The 26,194-nt window shown below is 46.1% G+C and carries 24 protein-coding genes and 1 tRNA gene; 24 read left to right on the top strand and 1 reads right to left on the bottom strand.

The features are described 5' to 3' along the window. Positions 1–33: 33 nt before the first annotated feature. The 24 genes from QP339_RS06340 to rbfA all read left to right on the top strand — a co-directional run bounded on the left by QP339_RS06340 (position 34) and on the right by rbfA (position 25,100). Positions 34–104, top strand: a tRNA-Gly gene (locus QP339_RS06340). Positions 105–165: 61 nt separating this feature from the next. Further along, on the top strand, positions 166–759 hold the full coding sequence (locus tag QP339_RS06345) for a ribonuclease H1 domain-containing protein (protein ID WP_284910843.1): 594 nt from the start codon (positions 166–168) through the stop codon (positions 757–759). A 13-nt stretch (positions 760–772) separates the two neighbouring features. Then, positions 773–1,237, top strand: coding sequence for a signal peptidase II (gene lspA, locus QP339_RS06350; protein WP_284910844.1), 465 nt, complete (start codon positions 773–775; stop codon positions 1,235–1,237). Beyond that, a complete protein-coding gene (locus tag QP339_RS06355; RefSeq protein ID WP_350225029.1) occupies positions 1,221–2,132 on the top strand; it encodes an RluA family pseudouridine synthase in 912 nt (303 codons plus the stop codon). The genes lspA and QP339_RS06355 overlap by 17 nt, the downstream gene beginning before the upstream one ends. Before the next feature lie 79 nt (positions 2,133–2,211). Beyond that, positions 2,212–2,433, top strand: a complete 222-nt coding sequence (locus tag QP339_RS06360; RefSeq protein ID WP_067976039.1) for a YneF family protein — start codon at positions 2,212–2,214, stop codon at positions 2,431–2,433. 93 nt (positions 2,434–2,526) lie between these two features. Then, the gene (locus QP339_RS06365; protein WP_284910846.1) at positions 2,527–3,180 is read left to right on the top strand and encodes a lysophospholipid acyltransferase family protein; all 654 of its coding nucleotides are present in this window, start codon (positions 2,527–2,529) and stop codon (positions 3,178–3,180) included. A gap of 123 nt (positions 3,181–3,303) precedes the next feature. Then, entirely contained in the window at positions 3,304–6,480 is a 3,177-nt protein-coding gene (locus QP339_RS06370; protein WP_284910847.1) for a DEAD/DEAH box helicase, read from the top strand. A 157-nt stretch (positions 6,481–6,637) separates the two neighbouring features. After that, positions 6,638–7,420 (top strand): 30S ribosomal protein S2, encoded by a 783-nt coding sequence (rpsB, locus tag QP339_RS06375; protein ID WP_070617016.1) that lies wholly within the window; start codon positions 6,638–6,640, stop codon positions 7,418–7,420. Between the two features lie 165 nt (positions 7,421–7,585). Next, positions 7,586–8,464 carry a translation elongation factor Ts gene (tsf, locus tag QP339_RS06380; protein WP_284910848.1) on the top strand — a complete coding sequence of 293 codons (879 nt, stop codon included), beginning with the start codon at positions 7,586–7,588 and terminating at the stop codon, positions 8,462–8,464. Positions 8,465–8,548: 84 nt separating this feature from the next. After that, the gene (gene pyrH, locus QP339_RS06385; RefSeq protein ID WP_284910849.1) at positions 8,549–9,268 is read left to right on the top strand and encodes a UMP kinase; all 720 of its coding nucleotides are present in this window, start codon (positions 8,549–8,551) and stop codon (positions 9,266–9,268) included. A gap of 5 nt (positions 9,269–9,273) precedes the next feature. Continuing rightward, positions 9,274–9,834, top strand: coding sequence for a ribosome recycling factor (gene frr, locus QP339_RS06390; RefSeq protein ID WP_284910850.1), 561 nt, complete (start codon positions 9,274–9,276; stop codon positions 9,832–9,834). Between the two features lie 170 nt (positions 9,835–10,004). After that, positions 10,005–10,742, top strand: coding sequence for an undecaprenyl pyrophosphate synthase (uppS, locus tag QP339_RS06395; RefSeq protein WP_284910851.1), 738 nt, complete (start codon positions 10,005–10,007; stop codon positions 10,740–10,742). A 17-nt stretch (positions 10,743–10,759) separates the two neighbouring features. Next, on the top strand, positions 10,760–11,551 hold the full coding sequence (locus QP339_RS06400) for a phosphatidate cytidylyltransferase (protein WP_284910852.1): 792 nt from the start codon (positions 10,760–10,762) through the stop codon (positions 11,549–11,551). Between the two features lie 25 nt (positions 11,552–11,576). Next, complete coding sequence (gene rseP, locus QP339_RS06405; RefSeq protein WP_284910853.1) at positions 11,577–12,836, top strand: RIP metalloprotease RseP; 1,260 nt, start codon at positions 11,577–11,579, stop codon at positions 12,834–12,836. Between the two features lie 149 nt (positions 12,837–12,985). After that, positions 12,986–17,284 carry a PolC-type DNA polymerase III gene (locus tag QP339_RS06410; protein ID WP_284910854.1) on the top strand — a complete coding sequence of 1,433 codons (4,299 nt, stop codon included), beginning with the start codon at positions 12,986–12,988 and terminating at the stop codon, positions 17,282–17,284. 129 nt (positions 17,285–17,413) lie between these two features. Beyond that, positions 17,414–17,728 carry a P-II family nitrogen regulator gene (locus QP339_RS06415; RefSeq protein ID WP_083294297.1) on the top strand — a complete coding sequence of 105 codons (315 nt, stop codon included), beginning with the start codon at positions 17,414–17,416 and terminating at the stop codon, positions 17,726–17,728. Between the two features lie 37 nt (positions 17,729–17,765). After that, positions 17,766–19,235 carry a DUF1538 domain-containing protein gene (locus tag QP339_RS06420; RefSeq protein WP_070617022.1) on the top strand — a complete coding sequence of 490 codons (1,470 nt, stop codon included), beginning with the start codon at positions 17,766–17,768 and terminating at the stop codon, positions 19,233–19,235. Positions 19,236–19,257: 22 nt separating this feature from the next. Further along, complete coding sequence (locus tag QP339_RS06425; RefSeq protein WP_284910855.1) at positions 19,258–19,926, top strand: P-II family nitrogen regulator; 669 nt, start codon at positions 19,258–19,260, stop codon at positions 19,924–19,926. 123 nt (positions 19,927–20,049) lie between these two features. Beyond that, positions 20,050–20,523 (top strand): ribosome maturation factor RimP, encoded by a 474-nt coding sequence (gene rimP, locus QP339_RS06430; RefSeq protein ID WP_067976083.1) that lies wholly within the window; start codon positions 20,050–20,052, stop codon positions 20,521–20,523. Positions 20,524–20,543: 20 nt separating this feature from the next. Further along, positions 20,544–21,881: a transcription termination factor NusA gene (nusA, locus tag QP339_RS06435; protein ID WP_284910856.1), complete on the top strand. Its 1,338-nt coding sequence runs from the start codon at positions 20,544–20,546 to the stop codon at positions 21,879–21,881. A gap of 31 nt (positions 21,882–21,912) precedes the next feature. Further along, a complete protein-coding gene (rnpM, locus tag QP339_RS06440) occupies positions 21,913–22,215 on the top strand; it encodes an RNase P modulator RnpM (protein ID WP_070617025.1) in 303 nt (100 codons plus the stop codon). After that, positions 22,202–22,489: a L7Ae/L30e/S12e/Gadd45 family ribosomal protein gene (locus QP339_RS06445; RefSeq protein WP_070617026.1), complete on the top strand. Its 288-nt coding sequence runs from the start codon at positions 22,202–22,204 to the stop codon at positions 22,487–22,489. The genes rnpM and QP339_RS06445 overlap by 14 nt, the downstream gene beginning before the upstream one ends. A 63-nt stretch (positions 22,490–22,552) precedes the next feature. After that, a complete protein-coding gene (infB, locus tag QP339_RS06450; RefSeq protein ID WP_284910857.1) occupies positions 22,553–24,733 on the top strand; it encodes a translation initiation factor IF-2 in 2,181 nt (726 codons plus the stop codon). A 13-nt stretch (positions 24,734–24,746) separates the two neighbouring features. Beyond that, complete coding sequence (gene rbfA / locus QP339_RS06455) at positions 24,747–25,100, top strand: 30S ribosome-binding factor RbfA (protein WP_067976099.1); 354 nt, start codon at positions 24,747–24,749, stop codon at positions 25,098–25,100. Between the two features lie 85 nt (positions 25,101–25,185). Here the strand turns inward: rbfA and QP339_RS06460 are convergent, their stop codons facing one another. After that, positions 25,186–26,193, bottom strand: a complete 1,008-nt coding sequence (locus QP339_RS06460) for an MsnO8 family LLM class oxidoreductase (RefSeq protein WP_284910858.1) — start codon at positions 26,191–26,193, stop codon at positions 25,186–25,188. Position 26,194 lies beyond the last annotated feature (1 nt).

Here is a 26,194-nt window from a genome sequence, read left to right on the forward strand (position 1 = left end):
GCTATAATAGTCTTGTTGTTATTTATAGCACATGCGGGTGTAGTTTAGTGGTAAAACAGTAGCTTCCCAAGCTATCGTCGCGAGTTCGATTCTCGTCACCCGCTTAATAAGACCCATTCAAGTGAGGAAGTTTTCCTCACTTTTTTTCATAAGAGGAGGCTTTTGATGAAATATTATGCGGTGCGTAAGGGCCGGAAACCTGGTATTTATCGGTCTTGGGCAGAGTGCCAGGACCAAGTTTCTGGCTATCCGAATGCTGAATTCAAATCCTTTAAAGACAAGGCTGAGGCCGAGGCTTTCTTGGGGAAGGCTTCAAGTTATCAGCCCCGTAGAGCTGAGATGGAAGCCTATGTCGATGGCTCTTACCAGCCAAAGATCAAGACTTATGGTTACGGTGGTGTGATCCTCTACCAGGGCCAGGAATTGACCTATAAGGGCGGAGGCAAAAAAGCAGAGCTCCTTAAGATGCGGAATGTCTCAGGGGAAATGATTGCTGCTATGAAGGCAGTCGTCTATGCCCTCGACCAAGGAGTGGGCCACTTAGCTATCTACTATGACTATGCTGGAATTGAGAAATGGGCGACTGGGGACTGGCAAGCTAAGAATGCTTATACCCAAGCCTATCGTGACTTTATGCAAGAGAAGGGCAAGCAGGTCCAGATTCACTTCCATAAAGTTGCTGCCCACACTGGTAACCGCTATAATGAATGGGCAGACCAGCTGGCTAAAGCGGGTAGCCAGAAGGTCCAAGAAGATTGAAAGGAGCCTTAAGATGTGGATTGCTTGCTTAATTATTGTCTTGAGCCTAGTCCTTGACCAAGTCGTTAAGGGGTGGACCGTGAGTCACTTGGCCCTACTCGAGAGCCAGCCTCTCATTCCTCAAGTGTTATCGCTCCAGTACATCCAAAATCGCGGAGCAGCTTGGGGCATGTTGGAAGGGCAGATGGGCTTCTTCTTTGTCATCACCCTTGTGGTCGTGGCTGTCCTAGCCTATACCCTTTATAAAGAGAGAAATCAGGCCTTTTTGTTGCGTCTAGCTCTCAGTCTAATGATCGGTGGGGCGCTAGGTAACTTTATTGACCGCATGAGACTCGGTTATGTGGTGGATATGTTCCGTTTAGACATTATTGATTTTCCTATTTTCAATGTGGCGGATATTTGTTTGACCCTAGGCGTCTTTTTGTGCTTAATTTACTTATTATTTTTTGAGGGGGATGACCATGCTAAGCATTCATGATAAGTGGACGGTGGACCAAGACCAGGGGCGCTTAGACCGCTACCTGGCTGAAATTTACCCCCAACATAGCCGCAGTGAAATTAAGACTTGGATTCAAGAGCCTGCAGTCAAGGTGAACCAAGGAGTCGTTAAGGCTTCCTATAAGGTTGAAGCTGGGGATGTCATTAGTGTGGACCTAGACCAGGAAGACCAGGTACTCCATATAGAAGCAGAAGCCATCGATTTGGACATTATTTATGAAGATGATGCCTTCTTGGTGGTCAATAAGACCCAGGGGCAGGTTGTCCATCCTTCGCCTGGCCATGAAGGGGGCACCCTGGTCAATGCCTTGGTCTACCATTGCGACCACTTATCGGACTGCGGGGAAAGTTTCCGCCCCGGAATTGTCCACCGTATTGATAAGGACACGAGTGGGCTCTTAGTGGTCGCTAAGACCAACCAGGCCCACCAAGCACTGACCCAGCAAATTCAAGATAAGACACTGAAACGGGAGTACCTGGCCCTCGTTTACGGGCAAATCTTTGAACAATCTGGAACAATTGACGCTGGAATCCGCCGCCATCCCGTTCACCGCACCCGCTTTGAAGTTTCAGAAGAGGGGCGGCCGGCCCGGACCCATTTCCAGCTCTTACACCAGTATGGTGGATATAGTCTCCTGGCCTTAGTTTTGGAAACGGGACGCACCCATCAAATCCGCGTTCATTTAGACTTTATTGGTCATCCCGTCGTAGACGACCCCTTATATGCCAAGGGCCACCAGCAAGATTTTTTCGATGATAAAGGCCAGCTCCTCCACGCCCACCGCTTGACTCTCAAGCATCCTGTGACGGGGGAAGAAATGTGCTTTGAAGCGGATTTGCCCGACCACTTCCAAAATATTTTAGGAGCTATTTAAGCACTAAATTCATTTTACAAGAGCCGGGATCTTTAGTAGAATGATTGAGTATAAGCTTTGCAGAGAGGAGAGAAGCCAGATGACAACAGGAATTTGGATTTTAATTGTAATTTTAGCCTTAGTTGCTGGGATTGCTATCGGCATTTATATTGCACGTCGCACGATGGACAGCTATTTTGAGAAGAATTCACCTATCTCAGAAGATATGATCCGTCAAATGATGGCATCCATGGGACAAAAGCCTTCTGAAAAACGAGTGCGCCAAATTATGAATTCAATGAAAACAAGCCATAAAAAATAAACATAGTCCGCTTGCCAGCTTTTGTCTCTGTCCTCTATAAGGGCATCCTAGCTGACAAGTGGGTGTTTTTTAATTAAAGGGGGCCGGTCGCTGATGTACCGTTTTTTTGTGATTTTGATTCGTTGGCTGTTGCGTGTGGTGAACGGTAAGCCGCATTATGAATTCCATCCCGACTATTCGGCCGATGAAACCTATGTTGTGGTGAGCCCACACCGTTCCTTACTGGATCCACCGGTGATTGCGGCCGCCTTGTATCCAGATACGGTTTTCTTTTTAGCAAAAAAGGAACTCTTTGATATTCCGGTCTTTGGTTGGTTGATCCGCAAGGCGGGCATGATTCCGATCGACCGGTCCAAACCAGGTCGGGCTGCGATGAAAGAATGCTTAAAAGAATTGAAGGCAGGCCACAATATTGGGATCTTTCCCACCGGCTCCCGTTATTCTGCAAAAATCAAGCCCGGGGCCTCCATGATGGCTGGCATGAGTAAGAAACGACTCTTGCCGGTCGTTTACCAGGGGCCTTTAGAAGTCAAGGGGCTCTTTAGCCGGAAAGCAGAAAATCGGGTGAAGGTTCGGGTCGGCGCCCCTATCGACTTGCCAGATAAGAAACGTTTAAAGGATGAAGATCTAGAGACCTTAGATAAGGCCATTGCGACAGCTTTTGAAGTTACAGACGCCGCCCTTGATCCGACCTATCACTATGACATCGAGGGGGCCCAGGCCAAGCATAAGCAGAAGAATAAATAAAAGTAAGAGGCTGGGACTTAGTTTTCGGTCTCTTTTACTTTATCCTGCTATTCTCAGGATAGCGCCATGAAATTCTATTTGTGTTATAATGTATTAATAGGAATAGAGTTTGGGGGAATGAGCATGAAGTGGAGTATTCCGACAAAAACCATAGCAGAAGGACGTAAACTCTCTGATGAGGGACGGGTGACTAAGGTCTATCCGGTAGAAGCAGAGAATGTTTGGCGCGCAGAAGTGATTGATGACCAGAAATATTATGTCATCCTCGATGGTTCGGGTAAAGAAGAAGATATTTGCCAGTGTGATGAATGGTTCAAGAAGCATTTTTGTGTCCACACTGTAGCCGTTGAGCTCTTCTTACAAGACCATTCAGTAGTCCGGGCGATGAAATTTAGCCAGCGTCCCTTGTTCTACTATCCAGCAGACCTTTACGACGAGAGCGAGACCTGTGAGCAAGTCTATCAGGAATTTTACCAACATTTTATTGAAGAAGAGACGGCTGATTATTTTGGGCCTCTATTGGTTGAAATCGAACTTTATGATGAACAAAACATACCCTTTAGCCAGGATAATGATAGCCTCTTCTACTTGCGACTGCGGCTAGGGATTGATACGAGCTATTATGTGAACGACCTGGAGGCTTTCTTTCAAGCCTTGGTCAGTGGGGGAAGCTTCAACTTGCAGAACCATAATAATGACCAGGTCTGCTTGCGCCAGGAATGCTTTGATCCAGATATGTACGCCTTCTTGAATAGTCTAGCTGAGGATTTTTTACGGCATAAGCACTGGGAGAATACGATCGCCCATGTTCCTTCGACCAAGAAGAACCAGCAGCGCCTCTATCTCAATGAGGAGGAATTAATCGCCTTACTCAAGACTGATCTGATTAAACATGTCTTTATTGCTAATCAGGAGCTTGAGGATTTTAGCCTGATCGAAAATGACCGGCCCATCCTCTATAATATTGCCTATGATGGTGAAATTTATCGTTTGACCCAGCTTCAAGAGGCTAAGTGGTATCGTTTTTACGGTTTAATTTTTAATGGGGAAGACTTTTACCATATTGGGGGCGATGATAAGTATTTCGATGCTATGTCGATTATCCAGGATAACTTTGTCTTAAATCGTTTTAAATTAGACTTTAAGCCGGAAGAAATGAAAAATTTCTTTTCCCTCTTTGGCCGCCTATTGCTGGAACACAGTCTGGTAAAGAATGTCACTGTGCTGGACTTCGCCCCTCTTCTAGATCTAGACTGCCAGCTTGAAATTAGGGCCAGCCAGGGACGGCTAGAACTGGCCCTGACCTTCCACTATGGCGACTACATGCTCTCCGATGATCCGATTGAAACGGACCTACCTGAAGACAAAACCCTTTTACGCCAGCTAGCAGATGAATTGGACGCTGAAGCCTTCTTACGTGCTTATGGTTTTACTAAAGAAAATTATTATTACTGTAAAGACTACGGGTCGATTGACCAGATGATGAGGGACTTGCAGCGTTTTGAACAATATCTGCCTGAAGATTGGAAGATTAGCTATACCAAGAACTTGGAGAGCTGGCAGTCCAATGATATTGAGGTTGAAGTGGTGACTGAGCAGAATAAGCAACACCGCTTCCTGACCATTGATTTTGAAACGGATGATATCAATGAGCATGAGATTGACCGGATTATTGAACGGCTACAAGCTAATGAACGCTTCATGCAATTAGAGGATGGCCGGATTATTAATGTGAACCAGGTCTTTACGGAAGACCAGAACCGCATGCTCAAACAATTGAAACAGCAGAATAAGCAGTGGAAGAATGGGGACCCGATCCCAATCTATCAGAGCTTGCTCTTTGCGGACCTCTTGAACAGTCAGGCGGACTTTGAAGCCTTCTATGAGGATATCATGCATCCAGACCAGGAGGACTACCGACCCAATCCACGACTGAAGACCGAGCTTTCCGACTACCAACAATATGCGGTTCAGTGGTTCAAGGTTTTAGCCAAGTACCAATTAGGTGGTCTGCTTGCTGATGAAATGGGATTAGGGAAGACCGTTCAAACCATCGCCTTCTTACTGGATTACTTGGAAGAACATCCTTCGGGCCAGGTCCTCATTGTTGCGCCAGCTTCGGTACTCTATAACTGGTACCATGAACTTGACCGCTTTGCTCCGAGCTTGGAAGCTGTAGTGATCGATGGTTCTGCTGAGGAAAGGGAACAAATGCGTGAGGAAGGCCAAGGGAAGATTTGGATCTCATCTTATTCTTCCTACCGCAATGACCAAGTAGCCTACCAGGACTACTTCTTCGATGTTTTAATCTTGGATGAAGCCCAAGCCCTGAAGAACAATCGAACCGTTCTCTACCAATCCTTTATGCAGCAAAAGTCTGGCTTGCGGATTGCCTTGTCTGGGACACCGCTTGAAAATAACCTGCAAGAATTCTGGTCCCTCATGCAAATTATCCTGCCCGGACTCCTGCCTGCTCGACGCGATTACCAGCAATTATCGGTTGACCAGATCCGTAAGCGGGTCCAACCCTTCGTTCTCAGACGGACTAAGGCGGATGTTTCCCTGGAATTACCAGAAAAACGGAGTTCCGACCGCTATGCTGGGATGACAGCCGAACAGAAAAATATTTACCTGGCTTATCTTAAGGACATCCAAGAACAATTGGCAGAAGGCAACTTCGACAGTGGGCGAACACGGATGGAAATGCTGGCGGCGATTACACGCTTGCGGCAAATTTGTTGCCATCCCCGTTTAATTGACCCTGACTCTGAAGCAGGTTCTGGGAAGTTTGACTACTACCGCAACTTATTGGACCGGGTCCTCCAAGATGACAAGCGCGTCTTAGTCTTCTCCCAATTCACCTCCATGCTGGATATCTTGGAAGAAGATTTAAAGGCTGAAGGGGTGACCTATTTCCGCATTGACGGTCAAACCAAGAAGGGGGACCGACAAAGTCAAGTTGACGCCTTCAACCATGGTGAAGGCTCAGTCTTCCTCATTTCCTTACGGGCAGGCGGTGTTGGGATAAACCTGACGGGTGCGGATACAGTCTTCCTCTATGACCTCTGGTGGAATCCTTCGATTGAGGAACAAGCCATTGGTCGGGCCCACCGGATTGGTCAAAAGAAGAATGTTCAAGTCTACCGGATGATCACCGAGGGAACGATTGAACAACGGATTGCTGAGCTGCAAGAAGAAAAACGTAATCTCTTTGAACAGCTCTTCGATGAAGAAGCCAAAGATTCCGACCGCCTTTCTATGGAAGACTTGAAGTATATTTTAGACTATGAAGAGAAATAGAAAAGGGACTTGCCTTCAAATTCGTCATGTGCTATAATCTTCTAGTGCCTTTAGAGCATGAAATGTCACACCCTATGGATTGGAACGCATGGTGCTCATTGAGAGTTGCGTTCAATTGAAGTAGGGGCGGAATAAAACCAAATAGGAGGAATTTTTAATGGCAGTTGTAAGTATGAAACAATTATTAGAAGCAGGGGTTCACTTCGGACACCAAACACGTCGCTGGAACCCAAAAATGGACCGTTACATCTTTACAGAACGTAATGGCATCTACATCATCGATTTACAACAAACAGTTAAATTAATCGATGAAGCCTACAACTATGTACGCGATCTTGCAGCAAATGATGGGGTCGTTCTCTTCGTAGGGACTAAGAAACAAGCCCAACAATCAATTGAAGATGAAGCAACTCGCTGCGGTCAATACTATGTTAACCATCGTTGGTTAGGTGGGACTTTGACTAACTGGGAAACCATCCAAAAACGTGTACGCCGCATGAAAGATATTGACCGTATGGAAGAAGACGGCACTTTCGATGTGCTACCTAAGAAAGAAGTTCTTGAACTCGAAAAAGAACGTGAAAAATTACAAAATAACTTGGGCGGTATCGCTGACATGCCGCGTATTCCAGACGTGATGTTTGTGGTAGACCCTCGTAAAGAACACATTGCAATCAAGGAAGCACACAAGTTAAATATTCCTGTGATCGCTATGGTTGATACCAACTGCGACCCAGATGAAGTAGACTATGTGATTCCTTCAAACGATGACGCTATCCGTGCGGTTAAATTAATTAGCCAAACGATTGCGGAAGCTGTCATTGAAGGACGTCAAGGCCTTGACGAAGAAGAAGCCGCTGAAGAAGCAGCTGTATCAAACGAAGACCTTGAAGCTGTTGCAGCTAAGATGCAAGGTGAAGAAGAAGCTGACCAAGACTAATTCAGTCTCGACTTTGGACTGTAAATCTTGCAGTCTTTAGCAAAATAGAGTAAAATTAGTTTGGAGTATAGAGCTATCTTGTAAGGACGATAAAGCTGTGAGTAGGCTGTACTTATGAGATAGCTCTTTTTAAAAAGATGACAATCAATCGAGGAGGATTTATAGATGGCAATTACTGCAAAACAAGTTAAAGAATTACGTGATCGAACAGGCGTTGGGATGATGGACGCTAAGAAGGCCCTCCAAGAAGTAGATGGCGATATGGACAAGGCTATCGACTACTTGCGTGAAACAGGCCAAGCTAAAGCTGCGAAAAAGGCAGGCCGTATTGCTGCTGAAGGTTTAGCTAAAGTTCTGGTTAAGGGCAATGACGCAGTGATCGTTGAATTAAACGCTGAAACTGACTTCGTTGCTAAGAACGAAAAATTCCAAAACATGTTGAATGCAATTGCTGAAGCCCTATTAGAAGCAAAACCTAGCTCATTAGAAGATGCAATGACTAGCGTACAAGTTGATGGAACCCAACTTGATGAATACATGAGCCAAATGATTTCCGTTATTGGTGAAAACTTAAACCTACGTCGCTTTACTATCTTTTCTAAAACAGATGGCCAATACTTCGGTCAATACTCTCACTTAGGGGGTAAGATTGCTGTTTTAGTTACAGTTGACGGTGGCGATGAAGAAGTTGCAAGCAATGTTGCGATGCACATCGGCGGGATCAACCCACAATACATCGATGAAAATTCTGTCCCTGAAGAAGTGGTTGAACACGAACGTGAAGTTCTTACCGAACAATCACTTAACGAAGGCAAACCAGAAAAAATTGTTCACAAGATGGTTGAAGGACGTCTCCGTAAATTCTTCTCAGAAATCTGCTTAGTGGACCAAGACTACCTATTAGATGGTGACCAAACAGTGGGTCAATACCTCAGCTCTAAGGCTGCTTCAGTTGTTGACTTCCGTCGCTATGAAGTTGGCGAAGGCATTGAAAAACAAGAAGAAGACTTTGCCGCTGAAGTTCAAAGTCAAATGGGTAAATAATTAGATGTAATTCACCGTTTCGACGGTAGCAGATGGGTTGGGATTTCTTTTCCCAACCTTTTTCATAAGGAGATTGAAAATAAAATGGCAGAACCAATGTACAAGCGCGTGGTATTAAAGTTAAGTGGTGAAGCTTTGGCGGGAGATGATGGCTTTGGCATCAATCCTGCCGTGATGAAAAAAATTGCTAGTGAAATTAAAAGCGTCCATGAGCTAGGGGTTGAAATCGCTATTGTTGTCGGCGGTGGCAATATCTGGCGTGGAGTAACCGGTGAACAAATGGGCATGGACCGGGCCCAAGCCGACCATATGGGGATGCTGGCAACGATTATGAATGCCCTAGGACTCCAAGACTGTTTGCAGAATGTGGGCGTTCCTTCGCGGGTTCAAACTTCCATTGAAATGCGGGAAGTTGCTGAACCTTATATTCGGCTTCGTGCGATTCGTCACTTAGAGAAGGGGCGTGTGGTCATCTTTGCAGGGGGGACAGGGAATCCTTTCTTCTCGACAGATACTGCTTCGGCTCTGAGAGCAGCTGAGATTGAAGCCGATGTGATCTTGATGGCTAAAAACGGTGTGGATGGGGTCTATTCTGCTGACCCTCAAGTCGATACCGATGCTATCAAGTACACCGACTTAACCCACCTCGACGTGATAAATAAGAATTTACGGGTGATGGACTCCACTGCTTCAAGTTTGAGTATGGATAATGACATCCCACTTGTCGTCTTTAATTTAAATGAAGCCGGAAATATTCGCCGCGTTGTCATGGGCGAAGCAATTGGTACAACTGTAAAGGGGTAGAAATTATGGCAATCAATACATTAATCAAAGATACTGAAAAGCGTATGAAGAAGTCTGAAGAATCCTTGCGAGGGGAACTGGCTCGGATTCGAGCTGGAGTGGCCAACGCTAGCTTACTCTCAGGCATTGAAGTGGACTACTATGGGGCGCCAACACCGCTCCAATCCATTGCTTCAATTACCATCCCAGAGGCTCGGATGTTAGTGGTAACACCTTACGATAAATCCGCTTTGGAAAACATTGAACACGCTATCAATGCTTCAGATATTGGTATTGCGCCAACAAATGATGGGGATAAGATCCGCCTTGTTATCCCTGCCTTGACCACAGAGCGCCGCCAAGAGCTTTCTAAATTAGTGGGCAAGGACCTGGAAGACGCCAAGGTGGCTGTCCGTCATATCCGCCGTGATGCTATCGACACCATCAAAAAAGCGGAAAAAGACAGCGAAATTACGGAAGATGACCAACGTCGGATGGAAGAGGACGTGCAAAAGGTCACTGACCAAAGTATTGCACGTTTAGAAGATATCGCTAAAGAAAAAGAAGAAGAAATTCTCAATGGCTAGTTAGCTGTTGGAAAGAGTCTGGACCCGTCCAGGCTTTTTCTTTTTGAATTCTTTTAAGTAAATTTCACTTAAAAATCCAAGAATAATTTTTTTTGCTGTGAATCTATGGTAAGATAGACAAGATATAAGCGAGCAGCTTTTAATATTTTTTAGCAAAGGATGGATGATGAATGACACTGGCGAAAGCATTAAACCCAGAACTCCCGCTTCCCCAACACATTGCCATTATTATGGACGGTAATGGACGCTGGGCAGAAGAGCGGGGGCTGAAACGGACAGAGGGTCATAAAGAAGGACTCAATGCGCTCAAGCGGACCATTGTTGCGGCTGCTAAGTTAAAAATTAAAGTGCTGACAGTTTATGCCTTTTCAACAGAAAACTGGGTCCGACCTAAAAGAGAAGTTCAGTATCTGATGTCGCTTCCTCATTTGCTCAATCAGAAGGTGATGCCGGAATTAATCAAGAATAATGTCCGGGTCTGCCTAACGGGAAATCGTGAACATGTCCCCGACAAAACTTGGTCTTATATTGAATCAGCTGTTAAGAAGACAGCGGATAATGATGGCTTGATCTTAAACATTGCCTTTAATTATGGCTCGCGCTTGGAGATTGTTAAAGCTTGTCAGAGCTTAGCGAAAGAGGCGGCAGAAGGCCAGCTTGATCCAGTAGACATTGATGAAGAAAGCTTCAGCCAGCACCTACAAACGGCTTTCTTGGGCGACTTGCAAGATCCTGATCTATTAATCCGCTCGAGCGGGGAAATCCGCTTAAGCAATTACTTACTCTGGCAACTGGCCTATAGTGAATTTGTCTTTACAGATACCAAATGGCCAGACTTTGATGAAGATGTTTTCTATGCTTGCCTAGCTGAATTCCAACACCGTCAGCGTCGTTTCGGCAAAGTTTAAGAGAATAGGAGAGGCTTATGCGATTAAGAACTCTGACAGCTCTGGTGGCGCTGGCTATTTTTATTCCCTTACTGGTTATGGGAGGCAGTGCTTTTGAATTGTTGGTGATAGCCATAGCGGGTATCACCCTCTTTGAATTACTCAGCTTATTGGCTGTCAATTTTTTTACTGTAGAAAGTTTATTTGCTTATGTGTTGATGTATCTGGCCTTGCTTCCCCAGCACTATCTGGATTTCTTACCTGAGCAATTGGACCAGATGACCCTTTTTTATACGGGGGTCGTTATCTTTCTTTCCCTAATGGTCCATCGACCAGAGCGCTTGGATTTTAGTTTGATTGCTAAGATAACTTTGGCTGCTCTCTACGTGGGCCGGGGCTATCATTTTTTAATTTTGGGTCGAGAAATGGGCCTCCTAGCGATTCTTTTTGTCTTGGTGATCATCTGGTCCAATGATACTTTTGCCTATTTAACGGGTCGTGCCATTGGCCGTCGTCCCTTGGCACCCGCCATTTCACCCAATAAAACGATTGAAGGATCAATCGGGGGTATTGTTGGGGCCTTCTTGGTTTCTTTAATCTTTGACTATTTCTTTAATATTTACCAGCTCAGTTTCTTGGGTAATTTAATCTTGGTCATCCTCCTCTGTTTGGCTGGGCAGATGGGAGACTTGGTCGAGTCATCGATCAAAAGACAGTACCATGTCAAAGATTCAGGCAAGCTATTACCGGGGCACGGGGGTTTTTTGGACCGTTTTGATAACATCTTATTTGTCCTACCCATTTTTTACTTTTTGATGGCCTTCTTTTAAGTAGACTTAGCGAAGGGAGTTTTTTATGAAAACGATCATTACTTTCTTACTCATATTTTCAGTTATTGTCATTTTCCACGAATTTGGCCACTTCTTTTTTGCTAAACGGGCGGGGATTCTCGTGCGTGAATTTGCGATAGGGATGGGGCCTAAGCTCTACCAGTACCAGGGCGAGGAAACAACCTATACCCTCCGCCTCTTACCTATTGGGGGCTATGTCCGTATGGCGGGACTGGAGGAGATGGCGGACAGTGTGGAAGCGGGCATGCAGCTCTCTCTGACCTTTAATGAGGGGGGAAAAGTAACGGAACTCTCGCTAGCTGAGGATGACCTTGCTGCTGAAGCCTTGCCGGTTGAAGTGGTCTCTGCTGATTTAGACCGCGACCTAAGCCTTCAAGCTATTCCTTATGGGGAAAGAGAAGCTCAGACTTATTCTATTGACCGCCAAGCGGACTTTGTGGAAGCGGATGGGACCCGGCTAAAGATTGCCCCTTATGACCGGCAATTTCAATCTGCCTCTATTCCCCAACGCTTAATGACAAATTTTGCAGGGCCTATGAATAATTTCATTTTGGGAATCCTTGCTTTTACGGTTTTAGCCTTTGTCCAAGGGGGCGTGCCCTCATCTGAGGCTATTGTAGGTGAAGTTGTCGACGGTTCACCGGCCCAAACGGCTCATTTACAAACCGGCGATCAGATTCAGACCATTAATGGCCAGGAAGTCGCTTCCTTTGCGGACATGCAGGCCAAGGTTTCGAGTTCGGAAGGTAAGCCCTTGGAAGTGACCTATGAACGCCAGGGACAAGAAATGACGACTCAGCTCCAACCCAAAGAAGTGGACTATAACGGACAAAAAATCTACCAAATCGGCGTTGGTCGTTTTAAAGATAGTCGTTTCTTGGCTAAGCTAACTTATGGCTTTAAGGCGAGCTGGGCCATGATTACAGGGATTCTAACTACCCTAGTAGGAATGTTTAAGAATGGCTTTAACATCAACCAATTTGGTGGCCCGGTTTTTATGTACCAAGCGACTGGTGAAGTGGTCAACCAGGGATGGATTGCTATTATGTCTTGGACCGCTATGTTAAGCCTCAATTTAGGGGTGGTGAACCTCTTGCCGGTCCCAGCCTTGGATGGGGGGAAGATCCTCTTTAATATCATTGAAGCAATCCTAGGTCGCCCTGTTGACCAAAAAGTCGAAGGCATTATAAACTTGGCAGGAGCTGCTTTATTATTTATATTAATGATTGCCGTGACTTGGAATGATATTCAACGTCTATTTTAAACGTTTATATAAGATGGAGTGAGCAGCCGATAGAATTGGCTGACTTGCCTTGACTCGATTCGAGGGTAGGAGATGGAAGTAGTTGATGAGTGTAGCTTATCCTAGGACCAGGCACCTACCCTTCTTTATTTCAAGAAAGGAGCGTTCTTTTGGAAGAGAAGAAAGAAGCTTTTAACCGTTTGCTTAAGCAAATTAATTTTTCAGATTCCGATCCAAATTTTCAGGCGGGTTGGATTGACCATGTGACCGTCCATACCAAGTCTCGCCTTTATCAATTTACCCTAGCTTTTCCCAAGCATATAAAGGCTAGTCAATTTAAGGCCCTGGAAGAAGCTTTGCAAGTTGGCTTCCAGTCGATTGCTAAGGTTGACCTAGGTTTGACCTGCTCTAAGGCAGAGGACTGGGAGGCAGAGGAGGTTCTGGCTTATTGGCCCGTGGTAGTTGAACGCAGTCATATCTCTAATGGTCTCGCCCAACAGATTCTAACCCAACAATTGCCGACTTGGGAGGGGGGAAAGTTTATCTTAAGGGTGGACAACCCGCAAATTCAAGCCTTTTTAGAGACTAATTATTTAGAGGTAATCAAACAGAATTACTTTGTCCTTGGTTTTTCTAACCTTCGCTTTCAAGTGATTGTGGATGAAGCCACGGCCAATGACCGCCAAGCCCAGTTTGAAGCTCGCCAGGAACAATTGGAACGCGAACAGCAGGAACTGGCAAAGCAGGCCAGTGTTCGCCAGGCCAAGGAAGCTAAGGACAAACCCCGCCCTAGTAAATTAGCGATCGGGCGATCTGTTCCCGTAGATAAGCTCCAACCCATGCGCTCTTATGTAGAGGAACAATATGGGGCTGCCATGGAAGGGGTTATTTTCGAAAAAGAAGTCCGAGAATTGAAAACGGGCCGGCGGATTTTGAATTTGAAGTTCTCTGACTATACCTCGGCTTACTTGGTCACTATGTTCTCACGCAATGATGAGGATATTGCTGTCTTTGAAGGTCTAGAAGAAGGGATGTGGATTCGTGTCCAAGGGGAAATCCGGATGGACGACCGTTTTGCCCGCGATTATGTGCTGATGGGGCGTGACCTGGAAGTTATCAATAAGGAGGGGCGCAAGGACCAGGCGGAGGAAGGCAAGAAGCGGATTGAACTTCACCTTCATTCCAATATGTCAGCCTTAGACGCAACCAATACCATTTCAGACTTTGCCGCCCAAGCCAAGGCCTGGGGACAGCCCGCCATTGCTGTTACGGACCACGGCAATGTCCAAGCCTTCCCTGAGGCCAGTCAGGCTGCTAAGGCCAACGATATTGCCATGATCTACGGCTTAGAAGCTAATGTTGTGGATGACGGGGTACCGATTGCCTACAACCCTCAAGATGTAGACCTGAGCGAGGCCCATTATGTCGTTTTTGACGTGGAAACGACGGGCTTGTCTGCTGCCTATAATCATATTATTGAATTAGCGGCAGTCAAGATGTACAAGGGCAATGTCGAAGAGACCTTTGAGGAATTTATTAATCCAGGCTACCCCTTGCCTGCCCATATTATTGAACTAACTAAGATTACTGACGCCATGCTACAGGGGGCTAGGTCGGAAGAAGATGTGATGGCAGACTTTCAAAAATTCTGTGAAGGCTGCATCCTAGTCGCCCATAATGCTTCTTTCGATATGGGCTTTATCAACAAGGCCTACATCCGCCATGGCATGTCTGAGGCGGATAATCCTGTCATTGATACCCTGGAACTCTCGCGCTTCCTCCATCCTAATATGAAGTCCCATCGACTCAATACCTTAGCCAAGCATTATAATGTTTCCTTGGAGCAACACCACCGGGCGATCTATGACTCGGAAACAACCGGGGCCTTGGCTTGGATCTTTGTCAAAGAAGCGGCCAAAAACCATGATATCCACTCCCACAAGGATCTTAATCAGGATGTCGGCAAGGGGGATGCCTATAAGCACGGCCGTCCTTTCCATGTGACCATCTTGACTAAGAACCAAGCAGGGCTCAAAGACCTCTTCAAACTCGTCTCTGCTTCTAATGTGGATTATTTCTACCGGGTGCCCCGCCTGCCCCGCTCACTCTTAGCTGACCACCGGGAGAATCTCTTGCTCGGTTCGGCTTGTTCTTCGGGTGAATTCTTCGAAGCCGTGATGCAGAAGGGCAAGGAAGAAGCCAAGCGGGTGGCAGAATTCTATGATTACCTGGAAATTATGCCTAAGGGGGTCTACAAGCCTCTGATTGAAGATAATTTAATCCACGATGAGGCAGAGCTTGAAGAAATTATGAAAACCATTATTGAAATCGGCGAAGAGCTTGATAAACCAGTAGTAGCAACGGGGGATGTCCACTACCTAAATCCTCAAGACAAGCTCTACCGGGAAATTTTAATTAATTCGATTAAATCTAACCGTACCAAGTTTTTCCCCGAAGCTCACTTCCGGACGACAGACGAAATGCTCCACGACTTTGCCTTCTTAGGGGAAGATAAGGCCTATGAAATTGTGGTAGAAAATACCCACAAAATTTTTGACCAGATTGAATTTGTGGAGCCCCTTAAGGATAAACTCTATACCCCAAATATTGATGGGGCAGAAGATGAAATCCGGGAAACTTCCTACCGCGAGGCTCATGCCCTTTACGGAGAGGACTTGCCTGAAATTATCGAGAAGCGTCTAGAAAAAGAACTGACCTCGATTATTGGTAATGGTTTCTCAGTGGTTTACCTGATTTCTGAAAAATTAGTAAAAAAATCCAATTCAGACGGCTACATTGTTGGGAGTCGGGGGTCAGTGGGCTCTTCCTTTGTCGCTACCATGCTGGGAATTACCGAGGTTAACCCCTTGTCCCCCCACTATGTTTGCCCGAATTGTTTTTACAGCCACTTCTTTACGGATGGTAGTGTCGGCTCTGGATTTGACTTGCCAGACAAGGACTGTCCAGAGTGTGGACACGCCCTGAATAAAGATGGCCACGATATTCCATTTGAAACTTTCCTAGGCTTTGCGGGGGACAAGGTACCAGATATCGACTTGAACTTCTCGGGTGAATACCAGCCCCAGGCCCATAACTTCACCAAGGTCATGTTCGGGGAAGACCATGTCTACCGAGCAGGAACCATTTCTACAGTGGCTGATAAAACGGCTTATGGTTATGTCTTAGGCTATGACCAAGACCATAATTTGAACCTTAGAAAAACGGAAAAAGATTTTCTCGCTAAGCACACAACCGGGGTCAAACGGACCACTGGCCAGCACCCAGGGGGGATTATTGTTATTCCGGAATACATGGATGTCTATGACTTTACGCCAGTCCAATACCCTGCCGATGACTTGGATTCAGAATGGAAGACCACCCACTTTGACTTCCACTCCATCCATGATAATGTTTTGAAGCTCGATATTCTGGGCCATGATGATCCGACGGTTATTCGTAAGCTGCAAGACTTATCCAACATTGATCCAAAAGATATTCCCATGGATGATGATGATGTCTACAAGCTCTTCAATGGGACGGAGATCCTAGGTGTTAGTCCAGAAGATATCTTTTCCAAGACGGGGACACTGGGGATTCCTGAATTTGGGACCTCCTTTACCCGGTCGATGCTAGAAGCTACCCATCCCTCGACCTTTGCGGAACTTCTCCAAATCTCTGGACTCTCCCACGGGACAGATGTTTGGTTAGGTAATGCGGAAGTCTTAGTTAGAGAGAAGGGCATGCCACTGTCTGAAGTGATTGGTTGTCGGGACGACATCATGGTCTATCTCATCCACCAGGGGGTTCCTGAACGTGATTCTTTCCAAATTATGGAAAAGGTACGTAAGGGCAAGGGGCTGTCTGATGAACACAAGGCCATTATGAATGAGCACCAAGTTCCCCAGTGGTATATGGCGTCCTGTGAAAAAATTAAGTACATGTTCCCTAAAGCCCACGCAGCAGCTTATGTAATCAATGCTATCCGGGTGGCCTGGTTCAAGGTCCACCATCCCATTTGGTATTACTGTGCTTATCTCAGTGTCCGGGCTAATGACTTTGACCTCGTCGCGATGGCGAATGGCCTCCAGTCAACGAAGACAGCTCTCAAGGCGATCTATAGTAAAGGTAATGATGCGACGGTCAAAGACCATGCCGTCCAAGTCGTCTTAGAAATTGTCAATGAAATGTGGGAACGAGGCTTTAATTTTAAGATGGTTGACCTCTATAAGTCTGATGCCCAAGACTTTGTAATTGAAGGGGAAGATACCTTGATTGCCCCCTTTAGAGCCATTCCGGGCTTAGGGCTCAATGTGGCCAAACAAATTGTTAAGGCTCGCCAGGAGTCCGAATTCTTGTCCAAGGAAGACCTTAAGAAGCGGGGCAAGGTCTCCCAGTCGACGATCGACTTTATGTCTGAGCAGGGTATCTTAAATGGCTTGCCAGAAGAGAACCAACTTTCTCTCTTCTAGGGTTCAAGCAAGCGGATTGTTCGCTTTCTTTCAAATGGTTATGCTATGATAGTAACGTAGGTCTATTAATAAATGAAAAAGCCAATAATTGGCCTAGAATAAGAAACGTTAAGGAAAGGAGTTGTGACAGTGAATACAGGGAAAGAAATGCTTATGGTCATTGTAGACCGTGATACCAGTGATGAAGTGATCGAGGTAGCCCGGCAAGCCGGCGCTCAGGGAGCAACTGTGCTTCATGGCCGCGGCACGGGGCATGAGGACAAGCTATCGGCCTTCCATATCCATGTCGAACCACAAAAAGAATTGGTTATGATGGCAGTCGAAGCTGACCAAGTAGATGGTATCAGCCAAGCGATAGCTGAAGCCTTGGACTTTAACCAACCAGGGACTGGGATCCTTTTTAGTCTACCGATCAATGAAACGACTGGACTATATGAAGGATAAATTTGAAAGAAAAACATGAGAGAAAAAGGAGGACTTTATGGATGTTTTAATCGATAAGTTCAAAGAGGTAGCTTTTTCTGTCATTCCGCTAGTTGTTATTGTTTTATTAATATCAATGTTTGCTGTTAACGTACCTTCTACCATGATGATGAGTTTCGTCATTGGGGCAGTATTGATTTTAGTGGGATTGACCATCTTCCTCTTTGGCATTGAAATCGGGATGACGCCGATCGGCAACCACTTAGGAGCCCATGTGGCAGGAAGCCCCTCACGAATTGCCATTGCTGTTTTGAGTTTTATTATTGGTTTTGCGGTAACGATAGCAGAACCAGACTTACTAATTCTCGGCCAGCAAATTGAAAATGCAACTTCGGGTGTCTTGCCCGGTACAGTGACCGTAGTGGCTGTCTCTGTCGGAGTCGGTGTTATGATTGCCTTTGGGGTCTTCAGATTGTTGAAGAACTTTCCCTTGAAATATTTCTTCGCCATTGTTTATGCTTTGATTCTTATCTTGGCTATTTTTTCCGATAATTCGGCTATTGCTATGGGCTTTGATGCCTCAGGTGCAACGACAGGAGCTTTAACGACGCCCTTTATTTTGGCCTTATCGGGAGCTTTAGCAGCTAAAGCTGGGGGCAAACAAGCAGAAGAAAACTCCTTCGGTCTAGTTGGGGCGATGTCAACTGGTCCTATTCTGGCGGTGCTTTTCTTAATCCTCTTTTCCCAAACGGACTTGCAGGCAGCTGAATCAACGGTGGAATATTCGAACAGTGTAATCGCCCCCATCCTTGCTGCAATCTGGCCGACTTTGAAAGAGTCCTTGATTGCCTTGGTTCCGATTGTTTTATTCTTTATCTTCATGAATTGGCGCTACTTTAAGTTGAAGGGCCAAGAACTCGGCGATATCTTTAAAGGGATTATCTATACAGTTGTTGGTTTGACCATTTTCTTAGTTGGCGTTAACCAAGGTTTTATGGATATGGGCCACTTCTTAGGCCAAGCCATTGCCGAAATGGGTGATTGGTGGCTGATCATTGCTGGCTTTACCCTAGGTATGGTGGTTGTTCTAGCTGAACCAGCTGTACACGTTCTGGGTGAGCAGGTGGAAGACATCACTGGGGGCCATATTCACAACAAAGTCCTGATGGGGGCCTTGTCTATCGGGGTTGCCCTAGCTGTAGGACTTTCTATGGTGAGAATTTTAAATAGTAATTTAGCTATCTGGCACTTCTTATTGCCAGGCTTTGGACTAGCTATCCTCTTATCCTTTATGGTACCGAATCTCTTTACGGGGATTGCCTTTGATGCGGGTGGGGTAGCTTCGGGCCCGATGACTGCTACCTTTATCTTGGCTTTTGCTCAGGGTGCAGCGGACTTCTTACCCAATGCCGATGCCCTGGATGCTTTCGGCGTCATAGCTTTTGTTGCTATGGTACCCGTGGTTATGGTAGAATTACTCGGCTTAGTCTTTAAGATTCAAACTAAGAAGACAGGAATTGAAGAATAGAAAGGGGTTGTCAACTAGCCTAATGGAAACCGTATTATTCTTAGCAGTCGTCAAGGCTGGGACCGCGAGCCAATTGATTAAAGCGGCTAAAGCAGTTGGGGCGCCAGGAGGCACAGTGATTCGTGCGGAAGGTACAATCAGCAGTCGCCTGGCCCATGCCCTCGGCTTTCACGATTCCAAACGCGAAGTCGTTTTGATTGCGGTGGATAAGTCCCTAGAAGGTCGCCTCCACCAAGAATTGAATGACAAATTGAAGCTCAATCGCAAAGGTAAGGGGGTCCTCTTCTCCTTTGATATTTCTAGCTTCCAGGGCAGTAAGCAGATTAACAGCCCATTTGATGAAAGCCAGGTAGAAGCTTCCGATAGCCAGCTGATGACGGTTATTGTTGACCGGCAGATGGGCGACCAAGTGGTAGAAGTTTCCCGTGAAGCCGGTGCCCGAGGTGCAACGATCCTGCACGGGCGTGGAACAGGTGTGCATGAGACGGGCAAGGTCTTTAACTTCCCGATTGAACTCGAAAAAGAGATCGTGGTTATGGTGATCCCAAGCGCTCTCGTTCAAGAAATTTCAGATAAAATTATTACTGAAACAGACTTATGCAAACCAGGGCGTGGGATTTTGTTCACTGTGCCAGTGAATTCCAAACGTGGACTCGTTCCGCCTAAGCCAGCAGACGAGGCGTCAAGTTAGCTTTAGTCTAAAAACATTGCTATTTGGCGCGCACCATGTTAAACTATAAGTGTAATTAAGGGACCAGTGAGGAGTGAGCGGGAACGCTCACTCTTTTTCATGAAATAGAAAGTGGGGGATTGTGTGGCAAGAGTCATTGATGAAGTCAGAACTTTAATCGAGCCGAAGTTAGAGGAACTCGCTTATGACTTGTTCGACATGGAATATACAAAAGAAGGAAAGAATTGGTATCTGCGTATCTATATCGATAAGCTTGGAGGGGTCACCATTGAAGACTGTGTGACCGTTTCAGAAGTTTTATCAGAAATTTTAGACCAAGCAGATCCTGATCCAATCCCTGGCGCTTATTATCTTGAAGTTTCATCACCCGGTGCCGAGCGTCCACTGAAGAATGAGGCGGATATCCAAGCTTCCATTGGCAAATGGGTCCACCTCAAGCTTTATCAAGCCTTTGAAGGTGCTAAGGAATGGGAAGGACGACTCCTCCAAGCGGATGAAGAAGCTTTTACCATAGAAGTTAAAGATAAGACGCGGCGGATTGAAAAGACGATTCCGCGTCAGCTTGTGGCCTTAATTCGTTTGGCCATTGAATTTTAATTGAGTTAAAGGGGATTAGAATGGGAAAAGAATTAATTCAAGCCTTTGAAACATTGGAAAACGAAAAAGGAATTTCAAAGGAAGTCATTATTGAAGCCTTGGAAGCAGCCCTTGTTTCTGCTTACAAGCGCAATTACAAACAAGCACAAAACGTGGAAGTCCACTTCGATGAGAAGAAGGGTGAAATCAAGGTCTATGCGGTTAAAGAAGTCGTCGACCTGGTGATGGACTCAACCCTGGAAGTTTCCTTGGAAGAGGCCCACGAACGGAATACCGCTTATGAGGTGGGGGATAAGATTCGCTTCGAGGTCACTCCTAAAGACTTCGGCCGGATCGCTGCCCAAACTGCCAAACAAGTGGTTACCCAACGGATCCGTGAGGCGGAACGCAATATCATCTATAATGAATTTATCGATTACGAAGATGATCTATTGACAGGGACTGTTGAGCGTCAAGACCGTCGCTATGTTTATATTAATCTAGGGAAGATCGAAGCTGCCTTAACACCAGAAGGTCAAATTCCAGGTGAACACTTTGAATCCCATGACCGCGTCCAAGTTTATGTGGAAAGGGTCGAAAATACGACTAAAGGACCTCAAATTTATGTTAGTCGCAGCCATCCTAATATGTTGAAGCGACTCTTTGAACAAGAAGTACCGGAAATTTATGATGGGACGGTTGAAATCAAGGCTATTGCCCGGGAAGCTGGAGACCGGTCCAAGATGGCTGTTTACTCCCATGACCCTAATGTGGACGCAGTGGGAACCTGCGTTGGCCCACGGGGTTCGCGGGTACAAACTATTGTGGATGAACTTCACGGTGAGAATATGGACATTGTGGAATGGACAGAAGATCCAGCCCAATTGATCAAGAATGCCCTGAATCCAGCAGAGGTTCTAGAAGTTCACTTCGTTCCTAATGAACGCTCTTGCGTGGTTGTTGTTCCTAACCACCACCTTTCTCTAGCGATTGGGAAACGGGGGCAAAATGCCCGCTTGGCGGCTAAACTGACCAACTATAAGATTGATATTAAGTCAGAAGAAGAATTCGATGCCTTCCAAGCTTCAGAAGACTATGAAGCGCTCTTCCATCCCGAGATGGTTGAAGAAGAAGTGCTGGCTGAGGAAGGCACTGCGCCTGCTGAACCAGCAGAAGATGATGAGCTTTTAGCGGTTGCGGATGAAGTAGAAGCTATTGAAGAAGAAGTAGCTGCTGAGGACCTAGATGACCAAGGCCTCCGTGCAGATGACATCGAAGAAGGCAATCTTGGTCCTGACCAAATGGAAGATGCGGTAGCTGATATCGAAAATGATAGCGAGACCTCTTATGACGACTTACAAGAGGACTTTGAAATTTAGGTCGAGCCAGTGACTTGAAGGAGGGACAGCCTTGAAAAAGAAAAAAATCCCCATGCGGAAATGTGTGGTCTCCAATGAACAGGTGCCTAAGAAGGACTTAGTGCGTGTGGTCCGAACACCTGAAAAGGAGGTCGCCATTGACCCCAGCGGTAAGATGAATGGCCGCGGTGCTTATGTGAGCTTAGATCCAGACCTCGTCCAAAAAGCCTGGGACAAACATCTTCTAGACCGCCATCTCAATGTCGATATTTCAGATGAATTCTACGAAGAATTGAAAGCCTACGTTGCTCACCAAAAGGCGCGTAAGGAATTATTCGAAAATGAAGAATTCTAAGTTAAACCGTCTGGGCCTAGCCCAAGTGGCCGGTAAATTGGAGAGTGGCGAAGACCAAGTGCTTAAGGCGATTCGTTCAGGCCAAGCTAAGTTGGTTTTTGTAGCCAGTGATGCTAGTTTACGCACGCAGAAAAAATTTAAAGATAAATGTTCATATTATAAGATACCTATTAACTTAGACCATGATACGCTAGCTATCAGCCAGGCACTGGGCAAGAAACGTTCGACTTGTGCCCTAACTGATTCTGGTTTTGCCAAGGCGTTTTTGGACTAAGCCTAATTAAAGTAAGTATAGGAGAGAAAAATATGAGTGCATAGATAAAGGGAAGGTGATGACATGTCAAAAAAACGTGTCTATGAGTACGCAAAAGAAAAGAACTTATCCAGTAAGGAAGTATTGAAGAAAGCCAAAGAAGCTGGGCTAGAATTCAAGAGCCATATGTCTTCAATGTCTGATGATCAAATTAAACAGCTTGACCAAGCCCTAGCGAAGAAGAAGGACCAGGACAAGCCTGCCCAGAATACGCAGAAGGCCAAGAAAAATAACACGAATAAAGCGAAAGCAAATGACCAAGACAAGAAGGGCAAAACAAAGAAAGATCAGGCAAAAGGAAATATGAGCAAAAACAAAAATAAGAAGAAAAATCAAAATAAACGGCAGCGTAACCAGAATAAAAACAACCACAAGCATCCAAACTACAACAAACGGAAGAAAATCCACCATGACCAACCCAAGAACAACAAGCCTAAGGAACTTCCAGAAAAAGTTGTCTTTACCGATGGGATGACAGTGGCTGAGCTAGCTAAGAAGATTAAACGCTCACCAGCTGACATCATTAAGAAACTCTTCATGATGGGGATCATGGCCACCCAAAACGAATCCCTAGAGCGTGATGCGATTGAACTCATCCTCGATGATTACGGCATTGAAGCAGAAGAAAAAGTAATTGTTGACCGCTCTGACTTTGACCATTACTTCGAAGAAGCTGCCAATGAAGAGGAAGACAAGCTGAAGAGCCGTCCCGCTGTTGTGACGATTATGGGTCACGTTGACCACGGGAAAACCACCTTATTGGATTACTTGCGTCAAGCTAATGTGGTTGAAGGTGAAGCTGGGGGCATTACCCAACATATTGGGGCCTACCAGGTCAAGGCCAATGATGAATTGATTACCTTCCTCGATACCCCAGGACACGCGGCCTTCACTACCATGCGGGCTCGTGGGGCAGACGTTACCGATATTGTTATCATCGTTGTAGCAGCTGATGATGGCGTGATGCCACAGACTGTGGAAGCCATCAACCATGCCAAGGCAGCCGATGTGCCAATCATTGTCGCTGTCAACAAGATCGATAAGCCAACTGCCAATCCTGACCGGGTGAAAAATGAATTAATGGAATATGGACTAGTCCCTGAAGAATGGGGCGGGGATACCATCTTTGTCAATATTTCTGCTAAATTTGGGGAAAATATTGATGAATTATTAGAAATGGTTCTGCTGATCTCTGAAGTAGAGGAATACAAGGCTAATCCAGATACCTATGCCATCGGATCAGTTATTGAAGCCCGATTAGATGCACACCGTGGAGCCATTGCAACGGTTCTGGTTCAAAACGGAACCCTCCATACTGGAGATGCCATTGTGGTTGGGGATACCTATGGCCGGGTTCGGACCATGGTCAATGACCAGGGCCGCCGCATCCATGACGCCAGACCATCTACCCCAGTCGAAATTACAGGTCTACAAAATGCCCCTTCAGCTGGTGACCGTTTCGTCGTCTTTGAAGATGAGAAGACTGCACGGACAGTTGGGGAAGAGCGTGCGTCTCGGGCCCAAGAAGAGCGCCGCCAAGCCCACACCAAGGTCACCTTGGATAATCTCTTTGATACCATTAAGGAAGGTCAAATGAAGACCGTTAATGTGATTATCAAGGCCGACGTCCAAGGCTCAGCTGAAGCTCTAGCAGGAAGCTTGAAGAAGATCGATGTGGAGGATGTGCGCGTTGACATTGTTCACAGTGCCGTGGGTGCAGTAAACGAGAGTGATGTGACACTCGCTTCTGCTTCTAACGCTATCATTATTGGCTTCAATGTGCGTCCAACCCCTCAAGCTAAGACCCAAGCCCAAGCTGAAGATGTTGAAATTCGTCTCCACAATGTCATCTATAACGCCATCCAAGAGATTGAAGACGCCATGACCGGCCTTCTTGATCCTGAATACGAAGAACAAGTAACAGGTGAAGTGGTTATCCGTGAAACCTACAAGGTATCTAAGGTAGGGACTATCGGCGGGGCCTATGTGACCAATGGTGTCATTCGCCGGTCCAGCAAGGTCCGCGTGATCCGCGATAATATTGTGGTTTACGATGGGGAATTAGCTTCCCTGCGCCGCTTTAAAGATGACGTCAAAGAAGTGAGCAAGGGCTTTGAATGCGGCTTAATGATCGAAAACTATAACGATATCAAAGTTGATGATATTATTGAACCTTATGAAATGGTTGAAATTAAACGTAAATAAGAGGTGAAAGATTATGGCTAAGTACCGTGTGGAACGCGTCGCCCAGGAAATCCTCCGGGAAGTCAATGACATCTTACAAAAACGTGTCAAGGACCCCCGGGTTGAAAACGTCACCATCACTGACGTTGATGTAACTGGCGACCTCCAACAAGCCACGGTTTACTATTCGACTCTAGATAAGTCCGAAAGTAAGCGAGAAGAAGTGCAAAAAGGCTTAGACAAGGCATCTGGCCTTATCCGAAGTGAAGTTGGCAAGCGCCTGCAAATTTATAAAACACCTGAATTAAGCTTTAAGCGCGATAGTTCGCTCGAATACGGTGAGCATATCGATGCCTTGTTGAATAAGATTAAAGCTGAAGACAAATAGAGAAAGACTCTATGGCCTAAATGGCAGAATAAAAAAGCAAGCAGGGGACTGGATTCCATCCAGTTCCTTGCTTGCTTTTTAACGTTTAAGCTTGGGCGAGCTGGTCGTAGAGTAATTGATAGGAGCGGCGTCGGGCTTCTTGGTCTGCTAGAGGCGTGTAGATCATGATTTCATCAAATTGATAGCGATCTTTTTCTTCAAGCAGAATGTCGCGTACTTCTTCGGCCGTCCCCTTGACGAAGATACGTTGTTTTTCTTGTTCTTGGATAAAGTGCTCGGCTTGAGGGGATAAGTTGATAGCCGCAGCTTCTTCGGCAGATAAGATGGGATTAAAGCGGTTCTGTGCCTGTTCGAAGCGGGCAATTTCCAAGGACTTGGCTTGGTAGTCCGCTTCTTCACGGCTGTCTGCTGCAACCACCATATAGGTCGACATGGTTTGTGGTTCTTGGTGGAAGGCACTAGGACGGAAGCTTTGCCGGTAGTGGGTGAAGATATCTTCCGGTGCCTTAACACCGAAGAATTTGGCAAAACTATAGCCCATCCCTAAACGTCCACTATGGTCGGCTGAGTTACCGCTTGAGCCTAGCATCCAGGCTTGGGGCAGGCTTTCAAGTCCCTGGGGCGAGGCTTTAATCCCTTGATAGAGAGGATCGGTCCGGTCTTCTTCACTGATGAATTGGAGGATGGTCGCTGTTTTTTGGTAGAGGTCATCCGGCCAGTGGGGATCACCTTGGCCCAGGGCATAGATGGCCTGACGTCCTCCGCCTGGTGCTCGGCCAATACCGAGGTCCACCCGGTCAGGAGCTAAGGTGGCTAATGATTTGAAGACTTCAGCAATCTTCAGAGGGGAATAGTGCATGATCATGGTCCCTCCCGTCCCCACACGGATTTGTTGGCTAGCAGCAGCCACATAGGCAGCAAGGATTTCTGGAGCGGAAGAACCGTGCGTACTAGAGCCATGGTGTTCAGCGTACCAGATCCGCTGGTAGCCGATTTGGTCGAGGTACTGGGCGAGTTGGATACTGTCGGCATAGGCTTGGCTTAAGTTTTTATCCTTGGGCCGGCTAATGAGATCGAGAGCAGATAATTTCATG

It is taken from the genome of Aerococcus sp. UMB7834 (assembly GCF_030215145.1).
In the GTDB taxonomy this organism is placed as follows: domain Bacteria; phylum Bacillota; class Bacilli; order Lactobacillales; family Aerococcaceae; genus Aerococcus.